The sequence below is a fragment of the Streptomyces sp. AN091965 genome, from assembly GCF_022698285.1.
Classification (GTDB): domain Bacteria; phylum Actinomycetota; class Actinomycetes; order Streptomycetales; family Streptomycetaceae; genus Streptomyces.
Window position 1 is genome coordinate 378228 of record NZ_JALDMY010000001.1, and the last position, 19488, is coordinate 397715.

The 19488-nt window shown below is 71.5% G+C and carries 15 protein-coding genes and 1 pseudogene; 4 read left to right on the forward strand and 12 right to left on the reverse strand.

The features are described 5' to 3' along the window. Positions 1-165: 165 nt before the first annotated feature. Together MQV74_RS01470 and MQV74_RS01475 are read left to right on the forward strand one after the other, a co-directional pair. On the forward strand, positions 166-708 hold the full coding sequence (locus MQV74_RS01470) for a winged helix-turn-helix domain-containing protein (RefSeq protein WP_242714167.1): 543 nt from the start codon (positions 166-168) through the stop codon (positions 706-708). Then, entirely contained in the window at positions 705-2594 is a 1890-nt protein-coding gene (locus tag MQV74_RS01475; RefSeq protein ID WP_242714168.1) for an AMP-dependent synthetase/ligase, read from the forward strand. The genes MQV74_RS01470 and MQV74_RS01475 overlap by 4 nt, the downstream gene beginning before the upstream one ends. Before the next feature lie 9 nt (positions 2595-2603). Here the strand turns inward: MQV74_RS01475 and MQV74_RS01480 are convergent, their stop codons facing one another. From MQV74_RS01480 to MQV74_RS01500, 5 genes are all read right to left on the reverse strand, one after another. Continuing rightward, complete coding sequence (locus MQV74_RS01480) at positions 2604-4283, reverse strand: ABC transporter family substrate-binding protein (protein ID WP_242714169.1); 1680 nt, start codon at positions 4281-4283, stop codon at positions 2604-2606. Between the two features lie 90 nt (positions 4284-4373). Further along, entirely contained in the window at positions 4374-7463 is a 3090-nt protein-coding gene (locus MQV74_RS01485; RefSeq protein ID WP_242714170.1) for a dipeptide ABC transporter ATP-binding protein, read from the reverse strand. Beyond that, complete coding sequence (locus MQV74_RS01490) at positions 7460-8440, reverse strand: ABC transporter permease (RefSeq protein WP_242714171.1); 981 nt, start codon at positions 8438-8440, stop codon at positions 7460-7462. The genes MQV74_RS01485 and MQV74_RS01490 overlap by 4 nt, the downstream gene beginning before the upstream one ends. 215 nt (positions 8441-8655) lie before the next feature. Beyond that, positions 8656-9999: a hypothetical protein gene (locus MQV74_RS01495; protein ID WP_242714172.1), complete on the reverse strand. Its 1344-nt coding sequence runs from the start codon at positions 9997-9999 to the stop codon at positions 8656-8658. Between the two features lie 313 nt (positions 10000-10312). Beyond that, positions 10313-10831 carry a lytic polysaccharide monooxygenase auxiliary activity family 9 protein gene (locus MQV74_RS01500; RefSeq protein WP_242714173.1) on the reverse strand — a complete coding sequence of 173 codons (519 nt, stop codon included), beginning with the start codon at positions 10829-10831 and terminating at the stop codon, positions 10313-10315. Between the two features lie 164 nt (positions 10832-10995). On the opposite strand from MQV74_RS01500, the gene MQV74_RS01505 reads away from it, so the two are divergent. After that, complete coding sequence (locus MQV74_RS01505; protein WP_242714174.1) at positions 10996-11568, forward strand: GNAT family N-acetyltransferase; 573 nt, start codon at positions 10996-10998, stop codon at positions 11566-11568. Between the two features lie 9 nt (positions 11569-11577). After that, positions 11578-12024, forward strand: coding sequence for a PPOX class F420-dependent oxidoreductase (locus tag MQV74_RS01510; protein ID WP_242714175.1), 447 nt, complete (start codon positions 11578-11580; stop codon positions 12022-12024). 53 nt (positions 12025-12077) lie between these two features. Here MQV74_RS01510 and MQV74_RS01515 read toward each other — a convergent pair whose 3' ends face one another. From MQV74_RS01515 to MQV74_RS01545, 7 genes and pseudogenes are all read right to left on the reverse strand, one after another. Further along, a complete protein-coding gene (locus MQV74_RS01515; protein ID WP_242714176.1) occupies positions 12078-12836 on the reverse strand; it encodes a helix-turn-helix transcriptional regulator in 759 nt (252 codons plus the stop codon). 31 nt (positions 12837-12867) lie between these two features. Next, positions 12868-14571, reverse strand: coding sequence for an amidohydrolase (locus MQV74_RS01520; protein WP_242714177.1), 1704 nt, complete (start codon positions 14569-14571; stop codon positions 12868-12870). A gap of 140 nt (positions 14572-14711) precedes the next feature. Further along, a complete protein-coding gene (locus MQV74_RS01525) occupies positions 14712-15761 on the reverse strand; it encodes an aldo/keto reductase (protein WP_242714178.1) in 1050 nt (349 codons plus the stop codon). A 309-nt stretch (positions 15762-16070) separates the two neighbouring features. After that, on the reverse strand, positions 16071-16406 hold the full coding sequence (locus MQV74_RS01530) for a histone-like nucleoid-structuring protein Lsr2 (RefSeq protein WP_242714179.1): 336 nt from the start codon (positions 16404-16406) through the stop codon (positions 16071-16073). Positions 16407-17277: 871 nt separating this feature from the next. Continuing rightward, the gene (locus MQV74_RS01535; RefSeq protein WP_374120766.1) at positions 17278-18378 is read right to left on the reverse strand and encodes an iron-containing redox enzyme family protein; all 1101 of its coding nucleotides are present in this window, start codon (positions 18376-18378) and stop codon (positions 17278-17280) included. Between the two features lie 84 nt (positions 18379-18462). Continuing rightward, a pseudogene (locus tag MQV74_RS40660) lies at positions 18463-18732 on the reverse strand (CDGSH iron-sulfur domain-containing protein); the annotation flags it as partial. Continuing rightward, positions 18617-19306, reverse strand: a complete 690-nt coding sequence (locus MQV74_RS01545) for a methyltransferase (protein WP_242728474.1) — start codon at positions 19304-19306, stop codon at positions 18617-18619. The gene MQV74_RS01545 and the pseudogene MQV74_RS40660, both read right to left, overlap by 116 nt. Positions 19307-19488 lie beyond the last annotated feature (182 nt).

The window sequence follows — 19488 nt, forward strand, 5'->3', positions numbered from 1 at the left end:
CCGCCCGGCTCCCCTCCCCGGGGGCGCTCGGCCGGGCGATGAGGCCTCACGAAGAGCACACGTCCCCCAGCGCCACAGGAAGACCCCTACATGATCCGCTTTCCCGCACCGCTTCCCCCGCCCCCCGGCCGCCCGACGGGGTCGCCAGGGCACACGCCGCAGGCCGTGTCCCCCGCCGCGACGGGCCGCCGGAGCATCCACCGCGCGACCGGTGGCATTCCGACGCTGCGCTGGCCGGAGCAGGCCGCCGTGGTCCACGAACTGCGCCTGCGCAAGGTGCCCCGGCTCCTCCTGGTGCTCCCCGGAGAACAGCCGCCGACGACCGTGGACCCGATGGAGGACTGGGCACGCCTTCCGGTCGACGAGAGGGAACTGCAGGTGCGCTGCGACACCTTGCGGGCCAGGGCCTCGCTGCGCAAACCGGTGATCGACGCGCAGGACGTGCTGCGCTTCGCCGGGCGGCACCTGCCGCTGGCGGCGGGCGAGGCGGAGATCGCCCGTCCGCTCGCCGAGTCCTACGGGTCCGTGGTCAGCCGCGAAGAGCTGGCGGCCCGGCTGTGGCCCGACGACGACAACGGCCGGCGCAACGCGCTGGACGTCAGGATCCTGCGCACGCGCCGCCGGGTCGCCCCACTCGGCTTGATCATCAGCACGGTGCGGCAGCGGGGCTATCTGCTCCACGCCGAGCTGGACGAAGGAGCGGTATGAACGCCGAAGACACCACCCCGATCGCGGGCTACGGCCCGGTGGCCCGGGGCGACGGCTGGGACAGCCCGACCGACCCCGGCGAGACGCTGGCGCACCTGGCCCGCCGGAACGCGGCACTGTGGCCCGAGGCGGCGGCGCTGCGCTGGCGCGACCCCGTCGGCGACCGGTGTCACCTGACCTACGCCGAGGCCTGGAGCGACAGCGAGGGCACGGCGCGCGGTCTGCTGTCCCTGGGCCTCGCACCGGGCGATCGCGTGGCGGTGCTCAGCGGGCTGCGGCCCGAGTGGACGACGACGCTCATGGCCGCCGCGACGTCGGGCCTGGTCGTGGTGTCCCTGCTGCCCTCGACCGTCCCCGAGGAGATCGTCCACGTACTCGGTGACTGTGGCGCCCGCGTGGTGGTGTGCGAGAACGCGGCGCAGCTGGCGAAGGTCGAGGCCGCCTGGCACCACCTGCCGCACCTGCGCCACGCCGTGCTGATGGACGCCCCGGCCGAGGCCTCGGACACCGGGCCCGTGGAGCACCCGGCGCGCACGGTGAGCCTCGGCGAACTCCGGGCCCGGGGGCGGGCCGACGTCAGTACGGCGGAGCTGCGACGGCTCTCGGACGCGGTCCGGGCCGAGGACCTGCTGGCCATCATCTACACGTCGGGCACCACGGGCCCCAAAAAGGGCTGCGCCCTCACCCACGGCAACTACGTCAGCGTCCTGCGAGCGCACCCCCGGCCGCCGCACCGCCCCGGGGCCGCACGGGACCACAGCAACGGGACGATCTTCGTCGTCACGGGGCCGCACACGATCGCGATGCTCATGCAGGTCCTGGCCTGGTGGTCGCGGTACACGCTCGCCTTCCGCCGGGGCGGACCCGACGACAGCCTGGTGGACGAGATCCGAGCCGCACGCCCTCAAATCCTGCCGCTGGTCCCGCTGGCGCTGGAGCAGATCTACAGCTCGGTCCTCGCCACCTGGTCCGAGGCGGACGCGTCCCTGGCCCTGGAGGCGGCACGGGCCGGCCTGGACGCACGTGAGCGCGTCCAGCGCGGGGAAGCCCTGCCGCCCCGCCTCCAGGAGTGGTTCGACGCGATGGAGGAGTCCCTGTTCGCCGAGGTCCGCGGGCACTTCGGGGGCACACTGCGACGGGCGACGGTATCGGGCGCGCCGGTGTCCCAGGAGATCCTCTCGTTCTTCCTGGGCTGCGGAGTTCCCCTCGTGGAGTGCTACGGGATGACGGAGACGGCGGCGGTGGCCACCACCAACACCCCCGACGCCTACCGCCTCGGGACCGTGGGCAGGCCCCTGCCCGGCGTCGAGGTCGCCACGGCACCCGACGGGGAGGTTCTGATCCGGGGCGCCAACGTCTTCAGCGGCTACTGGGGTTATCACGAAGACGCGTTCGGCAGTGTGCGCGACGGCTGGCTGCACACCGGCGACCTCGGCAGCATCGACGCGAACGGATATCTGACGCTCACCGGACGCAAGAAGGAGCTGATCCAGCTCTCCCACGGTGTGGCCGTGACACCGCACCCCCTGGAGAGCGCGTTGCGCAGGCATCCACTGATCTCCCAGGCGGTCGCCTATGGGGAAGGGAAGCCGCATCTCGTGGTCCTCCTGACGCTCGACGAGCGGTACGCCCAGAAGTGGGCGGCCGAGCGCAGCCTGCCCACCGACATCCCGCGACTGACGCGGGAGCCGGTCCTGCGGGAGGAACTGGAGCGGACGCTCGCGGAGGCCAACGCCACCTTGCAGGAGTACTACCGAGCCCAGGAGATCACGGTTCTTGAGCGCGATCTGTCGCTGGACGAGGGGGAGTTGACCGTCTCGATGAAGGTCGCGCGGCACGTGGTGCACGCGCGGTTCCGTGCCTCCCTCGAAGCGCTCTACCAGTGATCTCCCCCCTCACCTGGTGAAGCCGATGTCCTGGTAGACGATGGAGGCGAATCCTTGGGCTCCCAGGTTCGCGAGCGAACGCTTCGACGCGACGATTCCCGGGTCCTGGTAGAGAGGGATGTCCGCCGCTTCCTGCCAGATCAGGCGATCGGCCCGGTTGATGACGTCGACGGCCTTCCGCTTGTCCGTCTCGGTCGCCGCCTCGTCGAGCAGCGCGTCGATCCGCGACGTCCCGGTCCGCGCGAAGTTCAACTGCATGTCCTTCCCTTTGGGCTTCACGTAGAGGCTGCGATTGACCGACACCGGGAAGGGCCTCTTGGTCCAACTCACCGTCGTGAGATCGAAGTTGCCGGGGATGACGTAGCGCTCGAAGAGCACGTTGCCCGGCACGAGCGTGAGTTTCAGGCGGATGCCCGCTTTCCGGAGCATGGCCTGGATGACCCGTCCCTCGTTCTGCGCTTCGGCGTCTCCGCTCATGGCCAGGTAGTCCAGTTCGAGCTTGCGGCCGTCCTTCTCGCGGACGGCGCCGTCGAGCCGCCACCCGGCCGAGGCGAGCGCCGCCCGGGCGGCCGCGGGGTCGTAGGTGCCGACCGGGCCCGCGTTGTCCTGGTAACCGACCTGCTGGGGCAGGAGGAGGTGGTTGCCGAGCGGTTGCGCCTTCCAGTCCACCCCCTGGAGCGCGACCTCGGCGATCCGCCGGCGATCGATGGCCCGCGCCAGCGCTCTCCGCACGCGGGCGTCCCGCAGGACGGGGCTCTCTCCGTTCATCGTCAGCTGGTGGTGGCTCGCCGATCCGGCCCTCAGGATCCGCGCGTGCGGTGTGTCCTGGGCGGTTCGGTAGGCGGCCGCCCTCGCCCCTACGTCGAAGAAGTCGATCTCTCCGTTGGCGAAGGCCCCTGCGTGAGCGGCCGGGTCGAGCGCGCGGAACACGATCCTGTCGAGCATGGGGGTGTCGCCCCACCACTTCTCGTCGCGCTCCACGGTCAGCGTCTTGGCGGTCTCGTCCCGCTGGGCGAACTTGAACGGTCCCGCCGTGACGCGTGCCTTGCCCTTGAATCCGTTGTTGAAGCCGCGGGCCGTACGGATGACGGACGCCGGGTACAGGGGCGTGAACAGCGAGCGCCACTCCCCGAACGGTCTGGCGAAGTCGACGGTGACCTCCCGGTCTCCCCCGGGCCCCCTCGACACCTTCGCGATCAGGTCGTAGCCGGTGTGGGACACCGCGTGGAAGTCCGGATCCCTGCCGTTCTGCGCGCGCCAGCTCGCCAGGAAGTCCCGGTAGGTGATCGGGGTCCCGTCGGACCACCGCGCGTCGTCGTTGATGCGGTAGGTGACGCGCTGGTGTCCCGCCTTCGTGCGGGACACGGCGGAGACGAGGTAGTCGGGGTCCGGCGTCACCCGGCCGCGGTCGTCGCTCTTCATGAGGACGGGCATCATCGACTCCATGATGCGGCGTGTGTCGATGTTCCCGCCGTCGAGATGGCGGATGTTGAGGTTCTCCTGGATGACGCCCAGCGGCCAGTCGAGTACGCCTCCCTTCTTCAGGTCGGCGCGGTCGACGCGGTTGACCTGGCTCGCGGCCGGTCCCGCCGACGGGGACGTGTCGTGGCGGGTCGCACACGCGTTGACGAGCGAGGCGCAGACAGCGGCTGCGACCAGCGATGTGACTGCCGTGCGAGAAGGGCGCATGGGGCCGCCTTCCTGTGGACGTGACTGCTGACTTCCGCCCCCGCGTGCCGGTCGGGCTCTTCGGACGTGGGCGGCTGCTGCTGGTGGGCCTCAGCCCCGGCCCTCGCGGGGCCCGGCGAAGTGACAGGCCGCGGTGTGGTCCTCCCCCTGCGCCGAGGGCATCGGATCCTCGGCCTCGCAGCGTCTTCGCCGCTCGGGCGGCAGGTCGGCGTAGCGGGGGCAGCGACGGCGGAAGCGGCACCCGGCGTCGGCCTCGTCCGGCCCCTGGGCCTCGTTTACCGACGGGAGGGGGACGCGGGCCCGCTCCCGTCCCGGCTCGGGCCGGGGCACCGCGGACAGCAGGACCTGGGTGTAGGGGTGGCTGGGCCGGGTGAGGACCGCGTGGGCGGCACCGGCCTCGACGACGCGTCCCCGGTGCATGACCGCGACGCGGTCGGCGAGGTAACCGGCCACGGCGAGGTCGTGGGTGACCAGGAGGCAGCTGATGCCCAGCTCCGCCCGCAGCCGGTGCAGCAGGTTGAGCACGGTCGCCTGCGCGGAGACGTCCAGCGCCGCTACGGGTTCGTCGAGCAGCAGCAGCTTCGGCCGCAGGGCCAACGCCCTCGCGATGCCGACGCGTTGGGCCTGGCCCCCGGAGAGCTGTGCGGGGTGGCGGTCCTGGTGCTCCGCGCCGAGGCCCACCAGGTCGAGCAGGCCGACGGCCCGGCGGGTGCTCGCCTCACGGGTCCAGCCGTGCGCGAGCAGCGGCTCGGTGACGATGTCCTCGACGGTCATGCGCGGGTCCAGCGATGCCACGGGGTCCTGGAACACCATCTGCACCTCACGGCTCAGCCGCCGCCGCAGGCCGGGCGTCGTACCGCGGCTGTTCCGACCGGCCACCAGGACGGTGCCGGTCGCGTGCCGCTGCTGCGGTGGCGGCTCCACGACCTGTCTCAGGAGCGTGGTCTTGCCGCTGCCCGATTCGCCGACGAGGGCGAGCGTCTCGCCCTCCCTGATGTCCAGGCTGACGCCGTCCACGGCCCGTACCAGGCCCGTTCCGGACCACCCCAGCGCGGACCGGCGGCCTGGGTAGTGGCGCACCACCCCGTCCATCCGCAGCACGACGGGCCGTTCCGCGCGGGGCGTCCGCTCCCAGGGCGTTCCCGGACCCGACGTGACGGTTTCCGGGGCGATGGCCGTGCGGGCCGGGTCCTGGTGCCGTGCGCTCGCGTGCCGGTGCCCGAGCTCTTCGCCGCGCAGGCACGCGGTGGGGTGGTCGGCGCCGTCGCGGACCTTCAGGGCGGGCTCCTCCTCGCGGCAGACGTCGTCGGCCAGGGGGCAGCGCGGCGCGAAGGGGCACCCCTGGGGCAGGCGGAGGGCGCTCGGCGGACTTCCCTCGATCGGTGTCAGTGCGCGCCGACGGGCCTCCAAACGGGGCACCGCGCCGAGCAGACCGGCTGTGTACGGCATCCGAGGCCGTTCGTAGACGTCGTCCACGGGGCCTTCCTCGACGAAACGGCCCGCGTACATGACGTGGATCCGGTCGGCGAGGCCCGCCACCACCGCCAGGTCGTGCGTGATGATCACGACGGCTGCTCCGGTGGCCGTACGGGCCTTGCCGATCAGGTCCAGGATCTGGGCCTGGGTCGTCACGTCCAGGGCGGTCGTGGGTTCGTCGGCCACGAGCACCGACGGGTCGTTGGCGATGGCCATCGCGAGGGCGACGCGCTGACGCGCCCCGCCGGAGAGTTCGTGCGGGTAGGCGTCGATCCGCTGCTCCGGGTCGGGCACGCCCACGGTGTCCAGGAGCTCGATCGCCCGTCGTCGCGCCGCTGTCCGGGACAGCCGCTGGTGTATGCGCAGGGCCTCCACGACCTGGTTCCCGACGGAGTGCACGGGAGTCAGCGAGGAGAGCGAGTCCTGGAAGACGACGGACAGGTCCTTGCCGCGGACGCGGCACAGGCCCGCCTGGTCCAGGGCGAGGAGTTCTCGTCCGTGCAGTCTCACGGAACCGCGCACTTCGGCGTGCTCGGGGAGCAGGCCGAGGACGGCTGCTGCCGTGACCGACTTCCCGGCCCCGGACTCGCCGACGATGGCCAGCACTTCGCCCGGGCGCACCGCGAAGGACACGCCCCGCACCGCGTGCACGGTCCCGCCGGAGCCCGGCAGGGAGACATGCAGGTCCCGCACCTCCAGCACCGGTGGCACGCGTGCGTGCGTCTGCTCGGTCCCGGGCGGGGCATCGGCGACGGACGTGACACGCCGCGTGGTGCCGCGCGGGCCTCGTGTCGCCACCGATCCCGGGTCGAGTGCGTCGCGCAGGCCGTCACCGATCAGGAACAGCGACAGGCACAGCAGCAGCAGACAGCCTGCGGGAAAGTAGAAGAGCCAGGGGTACGCCAGCGCGTTCGGCGTACCCGTGGCGATGAGGGCTCCGAGCGACACCTCCGGCGGGTGCACCCCGAAGCCCAGGTAGGCGAGTCCCGCTTCAGCGATCACGGCGGAGCCGAACTGCAGCGTCGCGTCGATGATGAGGAAGGACGCCAAGGAGGGAACGACGTGCCGACGGACCACTGTCCGGCCGGGCACCCCGAGGTAGCGGGACGCCCGCACGAAGTCCCGCTGCTTGAGGGACCTCGTGGCGGTGCGTACCGCCCTTCCAGTGATCATCCATCCGAACGCCGCCAGGAACACCACCAGCAGCAGCCACGTCGTGTCCTCGACGACTGGCGACAGGGCCGTGACCAACAGGAATCCGGGCAGGACGAGGAACAGATGGATGCAGCCGAGTGCCGCGCGGTCCGTCCGGCCGCCGGCGTAGCCCGCGACGGTCCCGATGGTGACCGCGATCGTCGTGGCGAGGAGCGCGGTCAGCAGGCCGATGGCGAGGGATCTCTGGGTGCCGCGCAGGACCAGGGCGAAGACGTCCGCTCCCGCGCCGTCGGTGCCGAACGGGTGGCTGCCGCCCGGGGGCCGGCGCAGGGCCAGCGGGTCGAGATCGCTGTGGTCCCAGGGCTGGAACAAGGGTCCGCAGGAGGCCAGTGCGGTGAGCCCGACGAGCAGCACCGAGCCGATGAGCGCCGCCGGGTGATGACCCAACCCGCGTACCACCTGTACCGCTCGGCGGCTCGTGCTCCGGCCGCCGACGAGGCCGCCCTGAGCGGCCGGCAGCAGGCCGCCGGGGTCCGGGAACACACTCATGGTGTCCTGCTCCTCGGGTCGAGAGCGAGGTGCAGGACATCGGCGACGAGGCCCGCGAGGAGCACCAGGACCGCGGTGAAGAGCCCCACCGCTGCTACGACGTTGACGTCCTGGGCGAGCACGGAGTCGACGAGCCATTCGCCCATGCCGTGCCAGCCGAAGATCTTCTCGATGAAAACGGCTCCGGTGAACGTCAGCACCGCGTTGTAGGTCAGCAACGGCAGCAGCGGAAGTACCGCCACCGGCAGCGCGTGTCTGCGCAGCGCCGTGCGCCGGGAGAGGCCTTTGGCCCGGGCGGTGCGCACGAAGTCCTCGTGCACCACGTCGAGCATCGTCTGGCGCTGGTACAGGCTGAAGAGGGCGACTTGGAAGGCGATCAGCGTGGTGACCGGGAGGACCGCGTGCTGGGCTCTGCTGACCAGTCTGTCCCAGGTCCCCGTCGTCCCGGGCGCGTATTCGCCGGTGTACTCGAAGACGGTGCTTCCCACCAGGTCGTTGATGTTCCGCGCCCAGAGCTGGAGGGCCAGGGCGAGGACGAAGACCGGAGTGGCGAGGACGGTGAAGGCCGCCACGGTCAGGGCACGGCCGCTCCGGCGCCCCCGCCGCGAGGCGCTCCAGGACCCCAGCAGGATCCCTCCGGCCGACCCGATGACGGTGGCGACCAGCACGAGCCGGGCGCTGGTCGCCGCGCGGCGCAGGAACTCCGGGCTGACCGGTGCGCCGGACACCGTGCGGCCCAGGTCTCCGCGGGCGGCCCCTTGTACCCAGCGCGCGAACCGTTCGACGACCGGGGTGTCGGGGTTGAGGTTGTAGGCGTCGAGGACGGCTTCGACCTCCGCCGGGGACGGCGGCGGGTTGCGGTCGACGTAGGTGGATCTCGGGTCCAGACTCAGCGCGGCGAGGAGGTAGGTGCAGGCGACCGCTACCAGTACCAGGAAGAGAGTGGCGGTCAGTCGCCGGGCGCAGCAGCGGAACACGGACGAGGCCCCCCGATTCGATGCCGTCTGGGACGACCGAATGGCGCTTGCCTCGGACCGGCTCGCGGGCCGGGGCACCGAAAAGAGTAGCTGTCTGACCGTCACATACGGCCCTGGCCTGAGGATTCGTACCCATAAGGGGGATGCCCGGGTAACAGGCGTCCCTCAGGACCCACACGTACGACAATCCCGTGCTCCGGCCAGGGGGCGTGCGTTCAGCGCAGACGGCGCAGGAACACGTCGGGCGCGCTGTTGGTGTCGTCGGGAACGAGGTTTCCGGCCGGGGAGTCGAACACTGCCGCGCTGCCGTCCTCGGTGACTCCGGTGCGCGGGCCCGGCTCGGTGTCCTCGGAGGCGATGTCGGTCTCGACGCTGACGAGGGTCACCTCGCCGGTCCGCATGTCCTTCAGGAAGACGTCCGTGCTGCTGTCTCCGTCGTGGGCGGGGTCGAGGTTGGCGGCGGCGGAGGTGAACACCGCGTAGCGGCCGGTGCGGCTCAGGGAGACGTCGTCGCTGTCGCCGTCGGCCGGTGTGCCGTCCGCGGCGGCGCTGACCAGGCGCATGCGCTGGGCCTCGCGGTCGTAGAGGAAGACGTTGTGCCGGCTCTTCGGGGCCGGTCCCTCGGGGCGGAGCACGCTGGAGGTCGAGGTGAACGCCACAGAGCGGGCGTCCCCGCTCAGGGCGGCACCCCAGGACGGGGTCTTGCGGTTGTAGCCGTGCGGTACGGAGATGAGTTCCGTGGTGCGCTTCTCGCGGTCGCGCAGGAAGACGTCCGTCGCGGAGAGGTGGTCCTCCCCGTCGGTCAGGCCGGAGGCGTTCGAGGTGAAGGCGACGTAGCGGCCGCCCAGGTCGCCCGCGAACGCGGGCCCGAACGCGTCGCCCTCGCCGTGCTTGCCGTCGTTGCCGAGCTGCGCCAGTTCGGTGGTCTTCTTCTTGCGGTCGTGGAGGAAGACGTCGTCCCGTTTGTTCGCGTCCCCCGCGACGAGGTCCTCGGCGCCCGACGCGTACGCGACGTACCGGCCGTCTCCGCTGACCGCCGGGTCGTACGTCAGAGGGCTCCGCAGCCCGTCGTAGGAGGCGGCGGTGGGGCTGATCCGCTCGGTTCTGCCGGTGCGACGGTCGTGCAGGAAGACGTCGTCGAGGTCGTTGGGGTCGCCCTGGACGAGGTCGTCGGCGGTGGAGGTGAAGACCACGTACCGTCCGTCGGGGCTGAGGGAGGCTTCCCGTACGACGCCGTGGCTCGCCTTTCCGTTGCTCTGGACGCTGACGCGTTCCGTCGTCCCGGTGCGCAGGTCGCGGACGAAGGCGTCGGGCGTGCCGTTGGTGTCGTGCGCGACCAGGTTGCGGGACGCCGAGACGAAGGCGACGTAGCGGCCGTCGGCGCTGATGGAGGGCCCGCTGGACGCCGCGTTGCCCTGGGCGCCCGTCGGGCCGACGCTCAGCCGCTCGGTGTGCGGCGCGGCGTCGGGGGCGGCGGAGGCGCCCGGCGAAAGGACGGCCATGGCGCAGAGGGCGGCGAGCGCGGCCCCGACAGCCGTCACGCGCTGTTGAACGGGCATCCGGTTCCTCCTGAGTTGACGGCGGTCTCCGTGCGCTGTCCGGGCACGCGTCGGCTGACGAAGGCCGCACCGGATACCCCGGAACCCGGATATGCGTCGCTGCGGAGTTCGCCCCTGGCCCTGCGCACCGTAGGCGAGCGAACACGGTGAAGCCCAGGAGGTCAATGTGCCGCGTGCCCTCCACGGTGCGGATGCGCCGGTTGCATCAGGGGGCAGAAGCGTTACAGCGGGCTTTTGTGCCGTACTCCCGTGGAATGGGCAACCATTGGCGTCGATTCGACAGCCGACGCCTGCCCGGTCCGGGGGAAACCGGCTAGCCGCGGATGTTCACGTCGATGCAGGCGTAGAACGCATTCTCCGTGTCGGCGATGTTCCAGACCGCCAGGACCTTCTGCGGGCCGCGGATGCCGCCGAAATTAACGGTATGGCGGACAAACTGGGGCGGCTGCGCGCCGCCCTGGTCGAACTCGGCGACTTTCCGGGTGCCCACGAAGTACTGCCACGTGGTGGTGGAGTGTTGCGCGGTCAACTGCCAGGTGAACGTGGTCGAGTTGCTGACGCCGTGGACGGCCCAGTCCTTTCTGTCGTCGTCCAGGTCGGCGAACTGGGCATTGCCGCCGCTGCAGCTCTTGAGGCCTTTGGGCCCTTCGACCGCATCGGGCTCCCATTTGATGGGGCCGCACTCCACGCTCCCGTTGAAGCACTGGTCCTGTCGGCTGGCGGGCGCGGTCACCCAGCCGTGCGCCTGGGCCGGAGCGGCCGGGAAGCTCACGGCGATCAGCGGCGCGAGGCCCAGGACGAGGGTGGCGGCCAGGCTCTTTTTCGCGAACATGACAACTCCTTCCTCTATTGGTCCGGACCATAGCGCGCGGCGATGCGCGGTCAAGAACTACGGGACGGAAGTGGCCATGAACGCGTTCCGAGACGCGGCGGACACGTGGGAGCTGCCCGACCCGCCATTGCACGGACGCCGCTCCGCGAACGATCATGGCCGCCATGGAGCGACCGAGGCAGCTCATCGAGTGCGGAGACTTCCTCCTGCGACGCTGGCGGGGGCAGCGCGACTTCGAGCGGACGTTCACGTTGATCGAGGAGTCCGTGGACCATCTGCGGCCCTGGGAGCCATGGGTCGAAGAGCACAGCGCGGAGCACACCCGGAACTTCCTCGCGAGGGCGGAGTCGAAGTGGGCGAGCGGAGACGTGTACAACTACGCCATCGCCGAAGGCGGCACGCTCGTCGGCATGTGCCAGTCCTACCGGGGCCCCGAGCCCCAGGGCCGGCTCATGGGGTACTGGCTGCACCCGGCCGCCACCGGCCGGGGCCTCGCCACGCGGGCGACGGCGGCCGTCGTCACCGAGATGTTCGCCCTGCCGGACGTGGCGTACCTGGAGATCACGCACGACTCCGCCAACACCTCAAGTGCCGCGATACCGCGCCGACTGGGCTTCACCGAACTCCGCCGCGAGCAGGCGCCGTTGCCCACGGCCCCCTCCGGCAGCGGGATCAACGTGGTCTGGCGCCTGGAGCGGCCCGTACCGCCACAGCGATCTGATGATCATGGTTGGTAGCCTCCCCTGATGACTGCAACGTTCAACGACTCCGTACGCGCTCGGCTCCGAGCCGCTCACATCTGGTACGTCGGCACGGTGTTCGCCGATGGAGCACCGCAGGTCAGCCCGATGTGGGTGGACCTGGAGGGAGACAACGAGCTGATGTTCAACACGTCGGTGGGCAGGGTGAAGGAGGAGAACCTGCGCCGCGACCCGCGCGTCTACCTCTCCCACGCGGACGCCGCCGACCCCTTCGACCGGGTACAGATCAGCGGCGTGGTGGACCGCTTCGTCGAAGGCGAGGAGGCGCACGCGATGATGGACCGACTGGCCCGCAAGTACCTGGGCAGCGAACGCTTCGAGTGGCTCATGCCCGGCGAGGAGCGGGTCGCGGTGATCGTGCGCCCCACCAAGGTCCGGCACATCGTCGGGGTCGAGCGCTTCCGGCCCGGCGGTCCCGTCCCGGCTCCCTGACCGGCGGCGCGCGAGCTCGGCGGACGCTCCACAGCCGCGGCCGGGCCCTCGCGTCAGTCGGAGGCTTCGATGCCCCAGGCCACCGCGCGCGCCGCGGCCGCCGCGCGGTTGGGCAGGTCCAGCTTGGCGAGGATGTGCTCGATGTGGGTGCCCACGGTGCGCGGCGTGACGTACAGCCGCTCGGCGATCTCGCGGTTGGTGCGGCCCGTGGTCAGCTCGGCGAGGACCTGGAGCTCGCGGGGCGAGAGTCCGCCCGGCCGCCCGGGGCCCGCGGGGGTCTGCGCGGGCGGCGGGTCCGCCCGGGGGGCGACCGCCGCGGCGAGGGACTCGGTGAGCAGCGTGACCACGGCGCGCGCCGGGTCGGGCGCGCGCCGCGGCCGGCGGGTACTGACGTTCAGCATGCCGACGTACCGGCCGTCGGCGGCGAACAGGCACTGGGCCACGCCGTCCTCGATGCCGAGGGGGGACAGCACGTCCTGGAACCCGGGGGATGCCGCCAGGAGCTGCCCGGGGACGTCCCTGAGCCAGAGGCCGCCCCGCTCCGGGCTGCGGAGCACGGGAAACACCGGGTCGCGGTGGAGGCGGTTCTCGATGTAGGCCGTGGCGTCGTCCGGGTAGCTCCCGGCGAGGGTGGTGTGGCGCCGGTGGAGCGGATCCCACCGGGTCAGCGAGGCGTGGTCGTACTCCACCACCTCGGACAGCGCGGTCAGGACCGGATCGAGACCGCTCGCGCCGGTCGTGGCGCTCCGGGCGGCCTCGCGGACGTGGACGGCCGCGTCCAGGATGTCCGCCGTGCTCCGCTGCGCTGCCATCCCCCAAGGATGATCATGTGTCTGGAATACGTCAAACGCGAAGGGTGTCGTGCACGACCTGCCCGTCCACGACGGTGAGGACGACCGGCATCGCGGGGATGTCATGGGGGTCCGCGGCGAGCAGGTCCCCGTCGAGCACGCACAGGTCGGCGGCCTTGCCCGGCTCCAGGGAACCCTTCCAGTCGTCGGCGAAGTCCTGCCAGGCCGCGTTGATCGTGTACGTACGAATGGCCTCGGCCAGGCCGATGCGCTGCTCGGGACCGCTCACCCGGCCTGCGGCCTTCGACTCGCGCAGCACCATGGTGGCGACGCCCTGGCGCCAGTCCGGGTGCGTGACGGGGGCGTCGGACCCGCTCGCGACGCGCACGCCCGCGTCGATGGCGTCGCGGTAGGGCCATGCGTACGCGGCGCGCTCGGCGCCGACGAAGTCCTCCTCCATGTCGGCGACGGTCCACTTGATCGTGGGGTTCATGTTGACGCCGAAGTCGTGCGCGGCCAGCACCTTCATGCTGTGCGCGGTGAGGAAGTCGCCGTGGATGATGTAGTGGCGGGCGTCGGACCTCGGGTGTTCGGCCATGGCCGCGGCGAAGGCGTCCGCGACGGTGTCGCAGGCCCGGTCGCCGGTGACGTGGATGCCCAGCTGGTGCCCGGCGACGTGGGCGTGGCGGATGATGGCGTCGATCTCGGCGGTCCGCTCGGTGTCGCTGGCTCCGCCGACGCACAGGGAGCCGCAGCCGCCGCCGACGTACGGCTCGTGCATCCAGGACGTCTTGTTGGGGACGACGCCGTCGGCGAAGACCTTGACGCCATGGATCGCGAGGCGGCGCGGGTCGGCGTCGCCCTGCGCGCCGATGGCGGTGAGGGTGCGGGCGAACTCCTCGGCGGTGCTCGCCATTCCGGTGGGCAGGAGCAGGACGCCGACGCGGGCGGTCAGTTCGCCGTCGGCCAGGAGCTGCCGGTAGACCTCCAGGGTCTGGGCGCCGAGCGCGCCGCGCATGATGCCGTCGCCGCCGGGGCCGAGTCCGGGCTCGGTGTAGCTGGTGATGCCGAGCCGGGCGAGGGCGGCGAGGGCGGACCGGATCGCTTCGGTCCGCTCCTGGCGGCTGAGCGGCGGCAGCGCGTTCTGGATCAGGGCCTGGGCGCCTTCGTGGAGCAGTCCGGTCGGCTCCCCCGCGGCGTCGGTGACGATGGCTCCGCCGGGCGGGGCGACGGTGTGCCGGTCGATCCCGATGAGTTCCAGGGCCTTGGAGTTGACCCAGGTGGCGTGGCCGGAGAAGGAGTACAGGACGACGGGGTGGTCGGGGCTCACGGCGTCCAGGTCGTGCCGCGAGGGCGTCCGCGACGGGTCGGCGACGCACTCGTCGAGGTAGCCCGGGTCCCAGCCGTGCCCGGTGATCCACTGCCCGGCGGGGGTGCGTCCGACGGCTTCCCGTACCGCGTCGGCGACGTCCGTGAGTGAGGACACGGCGGGGTGGCCGAGTTCGACGGAGAGCGGCGGCGTCGACATGCCGAAGGCGCATCCGTGCAGATGGGAATCGTTGATTCCGGGGAGCAGCGTCGCCCCGCGCAGGTCGACGACGCGGGTGTCGGGTCCGATGAGCGGGGCGACGTCGTCCCGCTCGCCGACGGCGCTGATGACCCCGTCGGTCACGGCCAGGGCCGAGGCGATGGAGAACTCCGCATCGACCGTGACCACCCGGCCGTCGAGAAACACCAGGTCCGCATACGTGTCCACAGAGGGTCCTTTCGGGTGGCGGGCGCGCTGCGAGCGCCCGCGAACGATCTCCCGAGGACTATGGCCGCGCCGCTCTCCCCCGCACATCGGTCATCCAACCGATACGCCCTCCCGGCGCGGCCGCCCGGTCAGCGCCGGTGTCAGTCGGCGGACCTGGAGTGGGCAGGGCGGCGCCGGAGGGCGGGGGTGGTGAGTGACGGCGGCGTCCACGCGCCGTCCGGGTGGTAGACGTCCGTGCCGGGCGGCACGATCGCGTCGATGCGGTCCAAGGCGGCGTCGTCCAGGACGACCGACGCTCCCTTGAGGGTGTCGCGCAGCTGTTGCGGTGTGCGCGGGCCGATGATGACCGACGTGACCGCCGGGTGCGCGAGGGGGAAGGCGATCGCCAGCTCGGGCAGCGTGCAGCCGATGTCGTCGGCGACGGCGACGAGCTGCTCGACGACGTCCAGTTTGGCGGCGGTGCGCGGCGCCGCCGGGTCGAAGCGGTCGGGGTTCAGGGTGGGGCGGCCGCTGCTCAGGTCGAGGGCCCGGCCCTTGCGGTAGCGCCCGGTCAGGAATCCCGAGGCCAGCGGGGACCAGGTCAGGATGCCCATCCCTAGGCGCTGCGCCACGGGCAGGACGTGTCGCTCCACGCCTCGGGCGAGGAGGGAGTAGGGCGGTTGTTCGGTGCGGAACCGCTGTAGCCCGCGGCGGTCGGCGACGTGGTGGGCCTCGACGATCTGGTCCGCGGGGAACGTGGAGCAGCCGAAGGCTCTGATCTTGCCCTGGCGCACCAGGTCGGTGAGGGCGGAGAGCGTCTCTTCGATGTCGGTCGTGTGGTCGGGCCGGTGCACCTGGTAGAGGTCGATCCAGTCCGTTCCGAGGCGCCGCAGGCTGTCCTCGACCGCCTTGACGATCCAGCGCCGGGAGTTGCCGCCCCGGTTCGGGCCCTCGCCCATCGGGAAGTGGACCTTGGTCGCGAGGACCACGTCGTCGCGCCGGCCCTTGAGGGCCTTGCCGACGACCGTCTCGGATTCGCCCGCCGAGTACATGTCGGCCGTGTCGACGAAGTTGATTCCCTCGTCGAGGGCGGCGTGGACGATCCGGGCGCAGTCGTCGTGATCGGCGTTTCCGACGAAGCCGAACATCATGGTGCCCAGGCAGTACGAACTGACTTCTATGCCGGTTCCGCCCAGAACGTGGTAGCGCATGCCGCTCTCCTCGGAGATCGCCTTCTCGGACCTCGGCGACCTTACGAGTTCAAGTGCGCTCCAGGGCAAGCGCGGTCTTGGGCGGGCTTCCCGTGGGGGGGACGCAGGGGGCGGCTGTCGTGGCTCCTGGCGGGGCGTCAAGCTCCGCTTCTCCGCGCGGGGTGGCCTGGCCGTTTTCCGCACAGGGCGGCCTGGCCGTTTCCTGCACCGTGGGCCTGGCCGTCAGCGACCGCCGATCGGGGTGAGCCGGGCTGCGACTCCCCCGTGCGCGGCGGCCGCACGGTTCGCCTTCTCTCCGAGCGGCCGATATCAGGCGGCGGCCTTCTCGTAGGCCTCGCGGATGTTCGCCGGGACGCGGCCGCGGTCGTTGACCTCGAAGCCGTTCTCCTTCGCCCAGGCGCGCATCTTGGCGGTGTCCTGCCCGGCGGCGCTCTTGCCCTTGGCCGCGGGCTGCTTCACGCTGCGGCTGCCGCCGGTCTTGCGGCCGCCTTTGAGGTACGGCTCGAGGAGGCCGCGCAGCTTGTCGGCGTTCTTGGTGCTGAGGTCGATCTCGTACGCCTTGCCGTCCAGGCCGAACGTCACGGTCTCGTCGGCCGTCTTGCCGTCCAGGTCGTCAATCAGCTTGATTTCAACGCGCTGTGCCATGGTTGTGCCTTTCGTAAAGGGGTTCGCCGATGAGGGGCGGCCTACCGGCCACCGGGCTTGTCGTGGCCGCTATCCGCTGACGCTCACGCCGACCGGTCAGCGCGCTTGTCCGAGTTTCGCACGCTGCCGTGTGGCCTGTTCGTCCGCATACAACTTCTCTACCCCCCAATCCATTTGGGGATCATCTCAGAGGAATGCGGAGTCCGCTAGCGGTAATCCTGATGATGTGGCACCGAGACGCTTCTCAATCTTCAGGACAAGCCGGTCCGACGGAATCGCTCAGGCGTCCAGTAGCCGACATTCGCCGCCTTCCGGCGAGGAGGATACGCGGATCGGCCAAGGTCGTCCGGGACCTGAACAGAACACGACTCTCCCATGTCAATGAAGTACGACCGGCCGCCTCGATGCGGCGATCTCCCATTCGGTCGTTCTCATCACGCCGCTCTCATCACCGCGAAGTCAGCGCCTCGAAGTCACCGCCTCGGCCGCTTCCCTCGATCTCTCCGCCTTGATCTCTTCATCTCGATCACCGAACGTGCCTGTTTGATCGCACCGCATCGAGATCGAGGTCGCCGAGCGAGGTCGTCTTCGGCGTGGCTACCTGAGAGTCGTCTTCGGCGTGACTACCTGAGAGGCGCGAGAAGTGCGTCGAGCGCCTTGGTCAGGACATCGGCGTCAGTGGTGTCGAACCACGTGGTGCGCATGCGCTCGTTGCTCGCGTTCGGCGTCTCGTGGTCGCCCGCGAGCCGGTGCGGTGAGCGGGTGCCGTCGTCCCACGCGCGCCCGACTCCCCGGAAGAGGCTGCGGACGTACCGGCCCGCGTCCTCGGGAGGAATGCCCTGGCGCGCGACCCAGTCGGTGAGCGTGGGGGTCAGCCGTGCGCCGGGCGGGGCGGGGCCGGGAGGGGGACGCGCAGTGCGCTGCGCCCCTCGTGCCAGGCGGACAGGAGGTGGGCCGCCAGGCGGGCCTCGACGAAACCGGTGGCGTGGACGCCGAAGGCGATGTCGGCGTCGATCTCGGGCTCGGCGGCGAGCAGGCCCCCGACGACGTCGCGGCGCACCACCTGCTCGTGCACGGCGTCGGCCTCCACGTGTTCGTCGTAGAACCGCTCGGCCGCGGGGCCCGCGCCGACGCGCCGCAGGGCGGCGGCCAGCCGCCGGGAGCCGGGCGACGAGGTGACCTCCACCGCGGCGAAGTGCCCGACCAGTGCGCCGCGCAGGGCCCGGTGGAGCCCGAACAGGGACATGAGGTTGACGACGGCGAGGGCTTCGGCGGGCGCCGCGTCGAGGTAGTGCCCGTAGGAGGTGTCGAGGCCGAGGTCGGCCATGAGGTCGGCGAAGAGCCGCGCGTGGATGTCCTCGGGCCGGCCGGCGCCGAACTCGTCGAACTCCACGGCCACCATCGCGGCCTTGGCGCGGCCGTGCAGCCGGGGGATGACCCAGGCGTGCGGGTCGGCTTCCTTGAGGTGGTAGAGGGACCGCAGGGCGGCGTACTCCCTCAGTTGCCACAGGTCTCCGTCACGCTGGAGGTGGTGACTGACGCTCGTCCCGTCGTATCCGGCGGGCTCGGTCAGCAGCGCGTCGAGGACCTGCGCCGCTTCGCCGGGCCGGGTGGCGTCGGCCCGCAGGGCCCGCAGGAAGCGCTGTTCGAGCGTGCGGCGCAGGGACAACAGGTCCGGGTCCCACTCCCGCTCGTCGTCCACTCCGGCGAAGCCCTGGTAGTGGAGTTCGTACAGGACGTAGAGGGCGAGTTGCAGATCCTCGCCGTAGGGGTCGGCGTGCCGCGCCGCTTCGTGGGGCGCGGGGGCACCGTCCTCGCGCAGGGCGACGAGGACGCCGTCGGACACCGCGCCCCGGGCTGCCGGGAGCTCCGGGCTGTGCCCACGGGACTCCAGGACCTCCGTGGCGCTTCGGGAGGGGGAGGGCGCCACGGACGCACGGTCGCGCGGCGGCTCGGTGCGGGCGGTGGGCATGACGGCGGCTCCTGCTTCGGCGTCATCGGTCGCGGGGGCGGAGGCCCGTTGCGCGTCCGGTCGGGTCCGGCGGCGGTGGCTGGTGTCGCACCAGGGGGGCGTACGGCTGCGGCGGCAGGTGCAGATTGCGACCTGGATACGGTCCGAGACGCGGACGGTGCCGTCGTCGCCGACCACTTCCACCGGCCCTTCCACCAGGAGGGGGCCCTCGCGGTCGACGGTGACGCGACGGGGGTGTTCAGCGGAGTTCGGCACGGATGACCACCAGCTCCTCCCTGGTCTCGGAGTCGCCGAGCAGTCCCGTCCGGCGCAGCCAGGCGCGGCGGGACCGCAGGACGGGGCCGAACGGAACATACTCCCGGTCGATGACCGCGGCCTCCATGCCGAGGCGGGCGAGCCGGTCGAGGGACGCCGTGACGCCGCACAGCCCGGAGTGCACCATCAGCAGAGCACCGCCGGGGTGCAGTACGCGGGGCGCCGCGTCGCAGACGCGGTTCACCACCGCCCTGCCTTCGGTTCCCGCCTCCCACGCGCGTGCCGCCCCTCGCCGGGGAAGGCCGGGGGTCGGGCCGGGGACGTACGGCGGGTTGCTGACCAGGAGGTCACAACAGGCGTCGGGGAACGCCTCGGCCAGGTCGCCGCGGTGCGCGGTGACGCGCAGCCCGTTGCGCAAGGCGTTCAGACGGGTGGCCAGGACGGCCCGCCGCGAGATGTCGACGGCGGTCACCCGGGCGCCCAGCGCGGCCGCCGCGACGGAGAGCGCCCCCGAGCCGCTGCCCAGGTCCAGGACCGCGGTGTCCTCGTCGATGCCCTCACGGCGCAGGGAACGGGTCAGGAGGTCCGTGTCGTACTGCGGCGCGTAGACGCCCGGGAGCGTGAAGAGGCGCGCCAGTCGGGCGGCCCCCGACGGCGTACGCGTAGGGGGCATCGGCTGCCTGCGCGTAGGAGCAAGCGGCTGTGCGTGGGTCTCTGCGCTCATCGGCATCTCCCGTCGGTCGGTGTCCACGAGAGGGCGCCTTATCCCACCATCCGCTGGTTCTCCGCCGCTCACCACCAGGGCGTTCACAGATGGTGACTAAGTGAGAACTATGCGGATTTGTTTGCCGTCTC

Excerpts from the sequence above, each read along its gene's own strand:
- MQV74_RS01545 (WP_242728474.1), bottom strand. The coding sequence starts at position 19,306 with ATGCCCCCTACGCGTACGCCGTCGGGGGCCGCCCGACTGGCGCGCCTC.
- MQV74_RS01485 (WP_242714170.1), bottom strand. The coding sequence starts at position 7,463 with ATGAGTGTGTTCCCGGACCCCGGCGGCCTGCTGCCGGCCGCTCAGGGC.
- MQV74_RS01530 (WP_242714179.1), bottom strand. The coding sequence starts at position 16,406 with ATGGCACAGCGCGTTGAAATCAAGCTGATTGACGACCTGGACGGCAAG.
- MQV74_RS01515 (WP_242714176.1), bottom strand. The coding sequence starts at position 12,836 with ATGGCAGCGCAGCGGAGCACGGCGGACATCCTGGACGCGGCCGTCCAC.
- MQV74_RS01535 (WP_374120766.1), bottom strand. The coding sequence starts at position 18,378 with ATGCCCACCGCCCGCACCGAGCCGCCGCGCGACCGTGCGTCCGTGGCG.
- MQV74_RS01480 (WP_242714169.1), bottom strand. The coding sequence starts at position 4,283 with ATGCGCCCTTCTCGCACGGCAGTCACATCGCTGGTCGCAGCCGCTGTC.
- MQV74_RS01495 (WP_242714172.1), bottom strand. The coding sequence starts at position 9,999 with ATGCCCGTTCAACAGCGCGTGACGGCTGTCGGGGCCGCGCTCGCCGCC.
- MQV74_RS01510 (WP_242714175.1), top strand. The coding sequence starts at position 11,578 with ATGACTGCAACGTTCAACGACTCCGTACGCGCTCGGCTCCGAGCCGCT.
- MQV74_RS01505 (WP_242714174.1), top strand. The coding sequence starts at position 10,996 with ATGGAGCGACCGAGGCAGCTCATCGAGTGCGGAGACTTCCTCCTGCGA.
- MQV74_RS01525 (WP_242714178.1), bottom strand. The coding sequence starts at position 15,761 with ATGCGCTACCACGTTCTGGGCGGAACCGGCATAGAAGTCAGTTCGTAC.
- MQV74_RS01500 (WP_242714173.1), bottom strand. The coding sequence starts at position 10,831 with ATGTTCGCGAAAAAGAGCCTGGCCGCCACCCTCGTCCTGGGCCTCGCG.
- MQV74_RS01475 (WP_242714168.1), top strand. The coding sequence starts at position 705 with ATGAACGCCGAAGACACCACCCCGATCGCGGGCTACGGCCCGGTGGCC.